Source organism: Longimicrobium sp. (genome assembly GCF_048594345.1).
Lineage (GTDB): Bacteria > Gemmatimonadota > Gemmatimonadetes > Longimicrobiales > Longimicrobiaceae > Longimicrobium.
Map to the genome: position 1 here is coordinate 37,695 of NZ_JBMDXM010000153.1, position 12,682 is coordinate 50,376.

The following is a 12,682-nucleotide window of genomic DNA, read 5'->3' on the forward strand; positions in this document are numbered from 1 at the left end:
TACCGCCACCCGAAACCCTTTGCGTCCATCCAGATCGACGAAGAATGGGCTACGCAGTGAAAGCAGAGGAAATCGCGCAGAACAAACTCTGCTAACTCTGCTAACTCTGGTAACTCTGCGTGAGACAATGCAGTTGCCGTTCATCTTCATCATCAGAAGAATCATCAGACCTTGAGCGCGCGGCGGATGCGCTGCAGGAGCACGGGGACGCTGAACGGCTTGGAGACGTGGTCAAAGGCGCCCATCTCCAGCGCGCGCACCACCTCGGCCTCGTGCGTGCGCACCGTGAGCATGATCACCCGCGTGCGCTCCAGCATCCGCTCGCGCGCCATCAGCTGCAGCACGCCCAGCCCGTCCAGCCCGGGAAGGTCCACGTCCAGCAGCACCACCCGCGCGCGCAGCTCCGGCGCGGCGCCCGTCAGCAGCGACGCGGCGCGCTCGCCGCTGCTCACCCACTCGTGGCGCAGACCGCGCGTTTCCAGCGCGTGCTGCAGCAGCCGGGCGATGGCGGGGTCGTCCTCCACCACCAGCACGTCCACGGTGCGCGGGCCTTCGCCGTGCGCGGTGGTCCACCCGGCGGGGAGCACGCGGTCGCGGCCGGCCTCCTTGGCCGCGTACATCGCCGCGTCCGCGGCCCGGTACAGCGACTGCAGGTCGCGCCCGTCCGTGTCGAACTCCGACACGCCGGCGCTGAAGGTGACGTGGAAGGTTTCTCCGTCCGGCGCGGTGAACGCCTCGTCGCGCAGCACCTCCAGCGCCTCGGCCAGCCGCTGCACGCCGTCGGACTTGTCCATCCCGTACATCCCCACCACGAACTCCTCGCCCCCCCAGCGCGCCACCACGTCCTCCGCCCGGAAGCGCTTGTGCAGCACCCGGGCTACGCGCGCCAGCACCTCGTCGCCCACCGCGTGGCCGCAGCGGTCGTTGACGCCCTTGAAGGAGTCGATGTCGACGACGCCCATGGCCAGCGGGTCCCCCTGCCCCGCCGCCAGGCGAAGGAAGCGCTCCAGCACCTCCTCGCTGCCGCGGCGGTTCAGCACGCCGGTAAGCGCGTCGGTCTCGGCCAGCGAGCGCTGCATCCGCACCCGCTCCAGCCGGTTCTGGATGCGCGCCCCCAGCTCGGGCCCCACGAACGGCTTGCCCACAAAGTCGTCGGCCCCGGCGGCGAACACCTCCTGCACCGTGCTGGGGTCCACCCGCGAGGTGAGGAAGATGATGGGGACGGACTTCCAGCGCGGGTCGTTGCGCAGCACGCGGCACAGCTCCAGGCCGTTCACGCTGGGCATGTCCACGTCCAGCAGCACCACGTCGGGCGCCGATGCCTCCAGCGCCGTCCAGAAGGCCTCGGTGTCGTTCACCGTGTCCACCCGCACCCCGTGCGGCTCCAGGACAAAGCGCACGGCCTCGAGCACCGCGGCATCGTCGTCCACCGCCAGCACCACGGCCTCGCGCCGCGTGTCGGAGCGCAGCAGCGGCTCTACCGCGTCGACGGCCCGCGCGGGCGCCAGCGGCTTGCGCAGAAACCCGCGCCCGCCCAGGCGCGCCACCTCTACCCGGTCGGTAAAGGCGTCGCTGCGGGTAAAGACGACGGCGGGAACGGGGGGAAAGCGCAGCGAGAGCGCGCGCAGCAGCTCCATTCCCCCCGGCACGGAGATGTCCAGCAGCGCCGCGTCGGGCCGGGTGCGCTCCAGCGCGGCGCGCGCGTCCTCCACCCCGCGCGCCAGCACGGGGTTCATCCCCCGCGCCGACGCTTCCATCGCCAGCCGCTCCGCCGTGTCGCCGTCCTCGTCCACGATCAGCAGCGTGGGCCCGTCGCCGTCCGACGGCGCCGACGCGGCGGAGCGGCCCGCAGCCGAAGGCGAACCGGTCCCGCCGGGCGCGCCCGCCCCGTCCACCGGCGGCGCCGGCACGTACGACGCGGGGGCCGGCGACGGGGGGGCGGTCAGCTCGCGGCGCAGGGCCACCGCAAGGTCCGCAAGGCGCAGCGCGTCCCCCTGCCCGGGCGCATGGGGCCCGGCCAGCATCGTCTCCGCCTCGCGCGCCAGCCGGGAGCCTTCCGCAAAGCCGAAGGTGCCCACCGAGCCGGCCAGCTTGTGCGCCTCGCGCTCCGCTTCGCGGCGCCCCTCGCGGTCCAGCCGCCCCTCCATGATCCGCAGCGCGGCCGCCTCCAGCACGTCCACCCGCGCCAGCACCTGGTCGCGGTACTTGAGCCACACCGCCGTCACCGCCGCCGGCAGCCCCGCCGCCGCGCCGCGGCCGGATGCGGCGGGGGCGGCGGAAGGCGCCGGCGAAGCGGCCGCGTCGCCGCCGATCCCCAGCCGCTCCGCCGCCTCGCGCACCAGCGCCTCGCGGTCCAGCGGCTGCACGAACACGCGCACCACCTCCACCGGCGGCGCATCGCCCCCGCGGCGGTCCGCCGGGGCGGACAGCAGCACGGGGGGCGCCGAGCCGGACTCGCGCCCCGCCTCCAGCGCCTCGATGACGGACGGCTCCAGCCACGACGCGTCCAGCACCGCCAGCGCCCAGTCGCCCGTGCGCAGCGCCTCCGCCGTGTCGGCGGGCGAGGCCTGCTCCTCGACCGTGGCCCCGGGAAGCCGGCGGGCCAGCCAGCCGGGGACGTCGGGGGGCAGGCCGGCCACCAGCACGTTTCGCACGCCCACCGTCATTCCGTCCACCCCAGCACGCCGGACACCTGTGCCGCCAGCTCCATGGGATCGAACGGCTTGGAGAGCATCCCGGCGATCCCCAGGTCGTCGAAGCGGCGCCGGTCGGCCGCCTGCACCTTGGCGGTGAGCAGGATGATGGGGATGTCGGCCGTGTCCTCCAACGCCTTGAGCGCGCGGGCGGTGGCGGGGCCGTCCATCCCCGGCATCATCACGTCCAGCAGGATGGCGTCGGGGCGGTCCTCCGCCACCATCCGCAGCGCGTCGGCACCGGACGAGGCGGTGGCCACGTCCCACCCCGCCGTCATCTCCAGCGACATCTGCGCGACCTCGCGGATGTCGTCCTCGTCGTCCACCAGCAGGATCTTTCGGCTCATGATGCGTTCGTCGTGTGCCGCGCGGGCGCGATGCGGTTGAGCAGAGAAACCACGCGCTTCTCGAACTCGTCCGGCGAAACCCGCCCCTTGGTAAGAAACTCCGTGTGCCCCAGCCGCAGCCGCTCGCGGTCCTGCTCGTCCAGCTCGCGCGCCGTGTAGACCACGAGCGGAATGGCGCCCAGGCCGTTCTCGCCCTTGAGCGCCTCTACCACCCAGTATCCGTCGCCGTGCGGAAGCCCCAGGTCCAGCACGATCAGGTCCGGCGAGGCGCGGCGGCCGGCGTCCACCGCCTCCACCCCCGTGGACGCGTGCAGCGCCTCGATGCCGTGGCGCGAAAACACCTCCATCAGCACCCGCGCCAGGTCCGGGTCGTCCTCCACCAGCAGCACCCGGCGCGGCTTCCAGCGCACGCTCACCGCCTCTTCCAGCGCATGGAGCAGCGACTCCTCCTGGAACGGCTTCTCCACCCAGTCCACCACCTCGCGCGTGGCCTGCACCCGCGGCATGGGTTTGAGCGCGCTGAGGATGACGACGGGGATGGAGCGGGTGTCGGCCCGCTGCCGCAGCGCCTTGAGCGTATCGCTTCCCGTCATCCCCGGCATCATCATGTCCAGCAGGATGGCGTCGGGGTGCAGGCGGGTGGCCTCGCGCACGGCGCTGTCTCCGTCCGTCACCCCCACGGTACGATATCCCCACCCCTGGAGGATCTCTTCTACGACGATCACGATGGACGGATCGTCATCGCACACCAGCACCAGCGGCCCGTCACCGCCCGCCGCGGCCGTCACGGCCAGCGGCTCCACGGCGCCGGGAAGGGTAAAGGTGAAGGTGCTTCCCTCCCCCGGCACGCTTTCCACCCAGATGCGCCCGCCGTGCTGCTGGACGATGCTGCGGCAGATGGCCAGCCCCAGCCCCGTGCCGCCCTTTTCGCGCGCGTCGGAGCTGTCCACCTGCTGAAAGCGCTCGAAGATGCTTTCCAGCCGGTCCTGGGGGATGCCGCGCCCCTGGTCGCGCACGCGGAACACCACCTCGGGCCCCTCGCGCTGCACGCTCACGCTCACCTCGCCCCCCGGCGGTGAGAACTTGATGGCGTTGGAAAGCAGGTTGGTGAGCACCTGCAGGATGCGGTCGGCGTCGGCCTCCATGGGCTGGCGGTCGGCCCAGGCGTACAGCTGCACCCCCGCCTTTTCGGCCATCGCCCCCATCACGTCCACGGCCTGGTGCGCCAGCTCAGCCGCGTCGGTGCGGCCCAGCTCCATCGTCACCCGGCCGGACTCGATGCGCTCGATGTCCAGAATGTCGTTGATCAGCCGCACCAGCCGGTCGGTGTTCTGCACGGCGATCTCCAGCATCCGCCTCCCCTTCTCCGGCACCTCGCCCAGCTTGCCGGCGGCCAGCAGCCCCAGTGAGCCACGGATGGAGGTGAGCGGCGTGCGCAGCTCGTGGCTGACGATGGAAACGAACTCGTCCTTGAGCCGGTCCACCTCGCGCCGCTCCGTCACGTCGCGGAAAGTCACCACGGCGCCGGTGATCTGCCCGTCCTCCACGATCGGCGTGCTGGCGTACTCCACCGGGAACGATGAGCCGTCCGTGCGGCGAAAGTGGGCGTCCTTGACCTCGCGCGGGGTGCCGGTGGACAGGGTGGCGCGCACGGCGTTCACCCCTTCGCCCCCGGCCTCGCCCGCGCCCATCCCCAGCACCGCCTCGAACGGCCGCCCGATGACCTCGGACGCGTCGGTGCCCAGCATCCGTGCGGCGGCGGGGTTCAGGAACAGCGTGTAGCCGTGGGGATCGACACCGTAGATCCCCTCGGCCGCGGATTCAAGGATCAGCTCGTTCTGGCGGCTCAGCCGGGCCAGGGCGTCGCGGGCCAGCGCCCGCTCGTGCACCTGCGCCTCCAGTTCGCGGTTCACCTCGGCCAGGCGGCGGGTGCGGCGCTGCACCATCCCCGCGGTGGACAGGGCCAGAACCACGGCCAGCAGGGAGCCCGACAGCAGCAGCACGCTGCTGCGCCGCTCCAGCGCGCGGGCGCGGGCGGCGCGCTCCCGCAGCAGGGCGCTCTCGGTGTCCTGCAGCGCGTCCAGCGCACGGCGCGCCCGCTCCACCGCCTGGCTGCGCGCGGCGGTGCCCGCCGGGTCGGCCCCGGCCGCCAGCGCCGCCTCGCGCGTGGTCTGCGGCCGAAGCACGCCGGAACGCACCTGCAGCGTCATCCACGCGCGGACCGCGGCCTCGGCGGTGTCCAGGCGCGCCTGCTGGAGGGGATGGTCGCGCGTAAGGCGGCGGATGACGGATTCCTCGCGGCGCAGCATGGTGACGCCGTGACGCCACTGCTGCAGAAAGCGGGGATCGCGGGTGAGCGCGTAGCCGCGGAACCCCGACTCCATCTCGGCGAGTCCCTCGCGCACGGCGCCCGTGCTGGTGAGCACCTCGTAGGTGTGCAGGCTCCAGCGGTTGGCGCTGGACAGCCCCCGAAAGGCAGACTGCGCCAGCACCACCAGCACCACCACCAGGGCCAGCAGGATGGCGAAGGTAAACAGAAAGCGGCCGGACCGGCCCGACACGGCGGAACTGCTCATCCCCCTCCGACGGAAGAAACTGGGTACACGGCAAAAGCGTCCGGATCGGGAAAAACCCGGGCAGTTTATGCAAACATTCTACAATGTCAAGCCGACGTCACCCGGTCGCGGGTGCGGCGGGATAGGGGGGACCATGAAGACCCGTACAAGCAAACTTCGTACTCAACGGGACGTGACGCGCCCCCGCCGGAGGCTCCGGCGGGGGCGCACAAAGTACGTCGCAAGAAGGCGCGCTGCTACGCTTCGCCGCCGGCGCCCTGCAGCTTGTTCTCCACGAACTCCACGCCTTCGGGGGTGATGGCGTACTGTTTACGGGCCTGGCGGGTGGTGCCCATCTTCTTTTTCTGCACCATCAGCGGCGGCTTGGCGCGCAGGTTGGATTCGATGGCGCGGGTGATGTTGGGCACGGGGATGCCGGCGCGCTTGAGCTCGGCGTTGATGGCCTGGCTGGTGACCGTCTTGTCGGCCTTGCCGCGCGACAGCGTGTACGCGCCCATCAGCGCGCGCTCGGCCATGGTTTCCGGCGTCCACTGCCCCAGCAGGGCCGGCATGGCCATCCCGCCGCGCGGGCCGCGGCGCCCGGTGCCGCTCCCCTTGGGGCGGCCGGGACGGCGGCGCGGCGCTTCTTCACCGCTCTCCTCGCCCTCCGCCTCAGCTTCGTCGCGGCCGGCGGAGGCCGGGGCCGCGGCGGCGCGGCGGGGGCGCGGGCCGGAAGCGGTGCCGAAGGCTCGCTCCAGCAGGATGTCGCGCGCCCGCTCCTTGAGCACCGGGTCGTAGCTCGATATTGCGGCGTTGATCTCGTCCAGCAGCTCTTTGACCCCGCTGAGGTCTTCCATCTGGTGTCTCCCTGGCGAGCGGATATACCCGGCGAGCATGGCCGTGCGACGGGCGTCGAGGGCCGGAGGGTGTGCAATGTTGCCGTGTGGGAGACATTTAAACGGCTTCTTGCACCGCCGTCAAGTATTCTGTGTAAGAGTCGGTGCCGAAGCAGACGAGGATCACCCGCTCCGGAAGGGCGTTTGCGCCAAGAAAGTCCGCCGTCTGGCGGGCCGCAATGCGCGCGGCGCGATGCACCGGAAACCGGTAAACTCCCGTGCTGATCGCCGGTATGGCGACCGTGCGCAACCCCTTGTCGCGGGCGATCTTGAGCGACTCGCGATAGCAGCTTTCCAGCAGGGCGTCCTCCCCTTCTTGTCCGCCCTGCCATACCGGTCCCACGGTATGGATTACCCATCGCGCGGGGAGCCGGTAGCCGCCGGTGATCTTGGCCTGTCCGGTCTTGCATCCGTTCAGCATCCGGCACTCCATCACCAGCTCCGGGCCGGCGGCGCGGTGAATGGCCCCGTCAACCCCGCCGCCGCCCAGCAGCGACGAGTTGGCCGCGTTCACGATGGCGTCCACGTCCAGCTTCGTGATGTCACCCTGCACGACCTCGATGCGGTGGGAGAGCGGTGTAGTCATGGGACAAGGACGGAGTGGGGTGGATGGATGTGCACGCCTGCTCGTGGGCGGCTAAAGCCGCGGCTCCAACGGCCACAAGCCCGGTCCTGGCTCGCCGGAAGCGTCGCCAGACCGGGCTTCAATCCCATGAGCGCTTGGCCGAGTCCGATTCTCTGGTACGCGTAGCCCGGTTGAAGCCCCGTTTGCGAGGAACGAGCAAAGACGGCGTTTATGGCCCTTCGAGCCGCGGCTTTGCCGCCCACGAGGGCGGATTTCGGCCACGGCCACGCACCCGCCGCTCCGCATCCTCAGCGCCGCAGTTCCAGCCCGCGCGTGGTGACCAGCGCGGCACCGCCGTCCATCCACCGCGCCAGGCTTTCGGCCTCGCTTTCGAGGCCCAGCCCCCAGGTGGCGTCGGTGACCAGGGTGACGGGGATGCGGCGATCCAGCATCCCCTCCATCGCGCCCTTCACACACACGTCGCGCGCCACGCCGATCATCCACACCTCCAGCGGGGCATCGAGCCTGTCGCGGAACGCGCCGAGCAGCGCATCCGTCGCGGGATTGCCTTCGAAGACGCTGAACCGGCTTTTCTGGATGAACACCGGCCGCCGCTCGTCCACGGCGGCGCGGGCGGCGTCATCTGCGTCCTCGTCCGTCGCGTCGCGCGGAAGGATGACGGGATCGGTAGGGCGGATCTGGGGGATGATGAGGGCGCCCTCGCGCTCGTCCGCATCTTCCGAAAGCCCCATGCAGTGCGGCGGATAGGTACCCCTGGACGCGTCCGGCGCCACGGGATCGATCTCCGCGTCGTCGTGCGCGTGCCAGTCGCCCGTGTAGACGACGGCGGCGCAGTGGGCGCGCATCCAATCGGCGGCGTGGACCAGCTGGGGCACGATCTGGATTGCGCCGCGGTCCACGCCGCCGTCGAACAGGTCGTGCACGTACAGCCGTCCGCCCTGCTCCGGCGGCAGCATGAAGTCGTTCTGCACGTCGACGATCCAGCCGATGCGGGCGGGGGCGGCGGGGGCGGACGTCCTCGCGGTTCGGTCGGTCATGTGCTGAACCCTTGAGGGAATAGGGAACAGGGAATAGGGAATAGCCTGCAAACGACGAGATTACAGGTCACTTTCGTACTTTCGTACTTTCGTACTTTCGTACTTTCGTACTTTCGTACCTTCGTACCTTCGTACCTTTCGCACTTCCGCACTCACGCACTTCCCTCCCCATCCACCTGCCCCCAATCCAGCGTCACGAACCGCGGGTTGTCACGCATCGTCCGGCCGACTTTGCCCTCGGGCTTGCCGTCGACCTGGACGAGGTCGGCGGTAAAGTCGAAGTCGGTGAGCAGGCCGTGGTCGCCGCGGCTGTGGCCCAGAAGGCTGCTCCCTACGCCGTACGCCGCGGTGGGGACGCCTTCCTTTTCGAAGTGGCCGATCTTGTCGGGCGTGAATCCGCCGCTGACCACGATGCCGACGTAGGTGAAGCCCTCCGCGTCCAGCGCCGCCCGCATCTTCCGCACAAGGTAAGCGTTGACGCCCGTGAGCTTGGCGCGCCCCCACACCTCCGGGTCGCCGATGAGCGAATCGTCGATCAGCCGCTCGCTGGTGTCCACGCGCACACCGGTCAGCACGCCGTCGCCAAACTCCGCGCGCATGGCCCGCGCGACGGCCAGCGAGGTTTCGACGGCGTTGTTGTCGTAATCCACCAGGCTCATCACCTGCACGTCGGGCTCCTCGTCGCGCAGGTAGCGCGCAAAGGCGAGCGTCGCCTCAACCGTGTCGCCCGCAAAGGCGGCGATCATGGCGTGCGGCATGGTGCCCACACCGCGCTGTCCCCACCACGCACCCGCCGCGTCGCTGCTCACACTGGCGGCGCCGCCCACCTGCGCCGCGTAGCCGTCCGGCGTCTGCACGCGCCAGTCGTCGTGCCGCGGCGCCATGAAGATGATGGGCTTGCCGCGCGCCGCGTCCACCACCGTGCGCGTGTTGCTGGCGACCAGGCTGCGCCGCGCCAGGACGCCCAGCAGCGGCGTTTCCAGGTGCGCAAAGCCGCCGTAGCGCCCGGTGACGTGCATCACCGGCTCCCAGTCGTCCTCGCCGCCCGTATTGATGTCGTCGCCCTCCAGCAGCGTCTCCACCCGCAGCTCGGCGAAGTCGAAGCCGGGCGCCAGCTGCGTCTGCAGCAAGCGCAGCGCCTCGTACACGCCGGCCAGCACGCCGCGGTGCTTGGCGAACACCTGCATGGTGATGACGGGGTCACGCCCCGCGTGGCGCAGCGTGTTTGCCGTACGCACAAAGTAGCGGTCCGAGAGCCACCCGGTCTTGATCCGCGGATCGAACTGAAAGATCTCGCACGGATAGCCGCGAAGGCCCTGGTGCAGCTGCTGGCTACGCTGCGTCGGGTCGCTGGGAGTCCCGGTCATGGGGATCAGGGAACAGGGAATAGGGAACAGCCTGCACGGATGCAGGCCATCACATGCTCACGTACTTTCGTACTTTCGTACTTTCGTACTTTCGTACTTTCGCACTTCTCACGCACTCCCCTCGTCTTCCGGCGCCAGGTGCAGCCAGGGAAAGCGAATCGACGTGTCCAGCCGCGCGCGGACGGCGTCGGGAAGAAAGGCGTACAGCTCCGGCGCCACGCCGGGCCCCTTTCCTTCGCGCGGGCGCCGCCGGCCCGTGCGCGCAACGATGCGGGGCGCGCGCGACTTGCCGTGCTCCGCGGGCGCCACCGCACGGCGGAAATTCGACCGGTGCAGCGGCCGCCCGGCGACGGCCTCGCAGGCGGCCTGCAGCTCGTCAAGCGTGGCCTCCGGTCCGGTAAGCGCCATCAGTGCGGCGGGCGTGTACTTGATCTTGCCGCGCACCCGGCCCAGCGCGTCGGCCAGGATCTGCCGGTGGTCGAACGCCATCTCGCGCCCAAAGAGCCCGTCGTCCTCGCGCCGCTGGGCCCTGCCCCACACGTCGCGCCGCGCTTCGGGCACCAGCTCCGCTTCCATCAGCAGCGCCCACCGCTCCGCCGTGCGCTCCTCGTTCCAGTCGCGCAGGCCAAACAGCTCGCGTACGCGCTCCACGCCGTCCGGCGCCGTGTGCGCCCAGCCGTCCAGCGCCTGTACGATGGACCCGAGGCTCGCCTGGCGGCGCTCGTCGCGCAGGTCTTCCCACGGCAGGTAGTCGTAGACGTCGGCCCAGTGCGCGCGGGCCGCGTCGTCGGCGGGCTGGGGCTCCACGGCGCGGGCGGTGAGCATCAGGTACGCCGCCGTGGTCACACGCGCGCCGCGGGCAATCCACTCCCCCGTCGCCTCGTCGCGGTAGCCGGCGAACTGGCGCGGGTCGCGGCCGTTGCGGCTGTAGCTGCCCAGCGCCTCCACGAACTCCGGCGCCTGCAGCCCCGTTTCCTCGTGCAGCTCGCGGATGGCGGCCTGGCGCGTGTCCTCGTCGCCATCCCAGTCCATAAAGCCGCCGGGCCACGCGTCCAGCCCCTGGTACGGCACGCCGCCGCGCTCCACCAGCAGCGCGCGCACGGTACCGCGCGCGCCGCAGGTATCCAGCGCCAGCGCCACCGCGTCGCCCGTAACGGACTGCCGCGGATACTCCTTGGCGTTGTAGCTCGACGCCCAGTCGGGCACCGGCTCGTCTACAGGGACCTTGATCTCGTCGCTCACGGCGCGCGGCGCAGGGGGATGGGTGCCGGACGTTCTCATCGCGAGAACTACGCCGCCGGGCTGGGCCGGCGCAAGGGAGAGCGAAGAATATCCGCCCTTCGACGGGTCGATCCCCACTCCTCGACACCTGCAGAGACCTTTTCGGCACATGAAAGATCTCTTATAGAGCGGATAATTAGCACAAAATTTCCGTTGACGCGTTTGTTTCAGGACATGAGATTGAAAACGGGGATCGTGGTACGATTCACCGCGGAACGGTACTCCAAAGCAAGGAGGGAACCATGTCTACGTACATCCAGGCCGGCAACGGAGCAGTGACACGTACGGTAGAAAGCCGGCTGCGTGAAACGGTTTCCGTCAAGGATTACGGAGCCGTCGGCGACGGAGTGACGGACGACACCGCCGCGTTTACCAGCGCGTTCAACTACCTGGCGTCGCGCGTCACATCCACCCTTGGCGGAGGAACCCTGTACGTTCCGCACGGGACGTACAAGCTTTCGCAGGCGCTTCCCTTGCCAAGAGCGGTGGACATCAAGGGGGATGGGATGGTGAACACGCGGCTCGTGTTTACCGGGGGAGCCGGCACGCACGGGATCACGATGATTCATCCCATCAACTCGAGCACGCAGACATTCTGCCGAATTGAGGGGCTGCGCGTCTCAGGGCCAGGGTCCGGCTCAACGGGCTTCGGCGTCTACGACCAGGGAGGCACCGAGTGGGTTCTGCGCGACTGCTTCATCGACGGCTGGAAGTATGGGGTCGTCATGGACCAGTCCGAGATCATCACCGTCGCGAATTGCGACATCACGACGTGCATCACGGCGGGCATCTGGCTGGTGAACGGACCGGACCTGAACTCGACCGCCGGCGGAGGCTACACCAACCGGATCACAATCCGCGAATGCCAGTTCAACGGCTGCGGCCAGTACTCGATTCTGGACGACGGCGGCGTCGATCACGTGATCCGTGACAACAACTACAACTACGCGAGCGTTGCCCACCTTCGGGTCGCGGGCGTCACGAAGCTGCTGGTACAGGGAGGCGAGTGGGAAGCGGCACCGATCAACGTCATCACCACGTACCTGACACTCTCCGGGCGCGGCGTAGGCCAGCCCGGGTCGATCTGCTTGCAGGGCAACGACTTCACGCAGCCTGGGGGAACGGCGGCCATCCAGGTGCAATCCTACTGCGCCGGGCTGACGCTCATCGCCAACGGCTTCTCGAACATGGGCTCGTCCGCCGCACTCATCCAGGGCGTGGCGAATGTCTACTGGTTGTTTACGGCCGGCAACATCTTCTACGACCACACGAATCAGGGCGGCAAGTTCCTTGATGGAAGGGCCGTTTTCCACAATGTGTCGGAGTCGGTCCTGGAAGGGAGCGCGTCGTCGGATGTTGGCACCCTCGCCGCCGGCGCGTCCGGCCACTTCGACATCACGGTCACCGGCGTGACGGCGGGTGACTACGTGGAGAGCGTCTCTGCCGCTACCGCAGGGGGCACCGACCTGGGCCAGGCGTTCGAAGTGTCGGCGAGCGTCAGCGCGGCGAACACGGTGCGCGTGCGGGTGCAGAACATCAGCGCCGCCAGCGCCGATCCGCCCGCCGCGACCTACCGCGTCCGCGTCTGGCGGCAATCGATCTGAGCCGCCGGGCAATGCCAGCCGGCGGGAACGCGAGAATGGCACGCCAGCGCAACCCACTGGCGTGCCATTTAGTCTCCACAACCCGGCGCGGCGGAAGGTACGCAGAGTCATATTTTTTCTGCTAATTCTCTGTGCATTCTGGCCTTTACAACTACATCTCATACCAAATCCGGCAAACCACCTCACCTCACGTCGGGCTACCGAAAACAGAGGTCAGGGTACAGAGGAACAGAGAACAGCCAGAGGAACAGAGGAGGAATGCGGATCACCTCTGTTTCTCTGGCGGTTCCCGGTTCCTCTGTACCTTCCGATGTTG

9 protein-coding genes are annotated in these 12,682 nt (G+C 69.4%); 1 reads left to right on the forward strand and 8 read right to left on the reverse strand.

Going from position 1 to position 12,682, the window contains the following annotated elements; genetic code table 11:
* Window positions 1–164 precede the first annotated feature (164 nt).
* The 8 genes from ACOJUJ_RS16870 to ACOJUJ_RS16905 all read right to left on the reverse strand — a co-directional run bounded on the left by ACOJUJ_RS16870 (window position 165) and on the right by ACOJUJ_RS16905 (window position 10,723).
* Window positions 165–2,666, reverse strand: a complete 2,502-nt coding sequence (locus ACOJUJ_RS16870; RefSeq protein ID WP_420128077.1) for a response regulator — start codon at window positions 2,664–2,666, stop codon at window positions 165–167.
* Window positions 2,663–3,040 carry a response regulator gene (locus ACOJUJ_RS16875; RefSeq protein ID WP_420128068.1) on the reverse strand — a complete coding sequence of 126 codons (378 nt, stop codon included), beginning with the start codon at window positions 3,038–3,040 and terminating at the stop codon, window positions 2,663–2,665. The genes ACOJUJ_RS16870 and ACOJUJ_RS16875 overlap by 4 nt, the downstream gene beginning before the upstream one ends.
* Window positions 3,037–5,616 (reverse strand): response regulator, encoded by a 2,580-nt coding sequence (locus ACOJUJ_RS16880; RefSeq protein WP_420128069.1) that lies wholly within the window; start codon window positions 5,614–5,616, stop codon window positions 3,037–3,039. The genes ACOJUJ_RS16875 and ACOJUJ_RS16880 overlap by 4 nt, the downstream gene beginning before the upstream one ends.
* A 236-nt stretch (window positions 5,617–5,852) precedes the next feature.
* Window positions 5,853–6,452: a hypothetical protein gene (locus ACOJUJ_RS16885; RefSeq protein ID WP_420128070.1), complete on the reverse strand. Its 600-nt coding sequence runs from the start codon at window positions 6,450–6,452 to the stop codon at window positions 5,853–5,855.
* Between the two features lie 97 nt (window positions 6,453–6,549).
* The gene (locus ACOJUJ_RS16890) at window positions 6,550–7,077 is read right to left on the reverse strand and encodes an O-acetyl-ADP-ribose deacetylase (RefSeq protein ID WP_420128071.1); all 528 of its coding nucleotides are present in this window, start codon (window positions 7,075–7,077) and stop codon (window positions 6,550–6,552) included.
* A 287-nt stretch (window positions 7,078–7,364) separates the two neighbouring features.
* Entirely contained in the window at window positions 7,365–8,114 is a 750-nt protein-coding gene (locus tag ACOJUJ_RS16895; RefSeq protein WP_420128072.1) for a cysteine hydrolase family protein, read from the reverse strand.
* A 152-nt stretch (window positions 8,115–8,266) separates the two neighbouring features.
* On the reverse strand, window positions 8,267–9,481 hold the full coding sequence (locus tag ACOJUJ_RS16900) for a quinolinate phosphoribosyl transferase (RefSeq protein WP_420128073.1): 1,215 nt from the start codon (window positions 9,479–9,481) through the stop codon (window positions 8,267–8,269).
* A gap of 108 nt (window positions 9,482–9,589) precedes the next feature.
* On the reverse strand, window positions 9,590–10,723 hold the full coding sequence (locus ACOJUJ_RS16905; protein ID WP_420128074.1) for an NUDIX domain-containing protein: 1,134 nt from the start codon (window positions 10,721–10,723) through the stop codon (window positions 9,590–9,592).
* A gap of 281 nt (window positions 10,724–11,004) precedes the next feature.
* Between ACOJUJ_RS16905 and ACOJUJ_RS16910 the strand changes: the two genes are divergently transcribed.
* Window positions 11,005–12,366, forward strand: a complete 1,362-nt coding sequence (locus tag ACOJUJ_RS16910) for a glycosyl hydrolase family 28-related protein (protein ID WP_420128075.1) — start codon at window positions 11,005–11,007, stop codon at window positions 12,364–12,366.
* The last annotated feature ends 316 nt before the right edge of the window (window positions 12,367–12,682 follow it).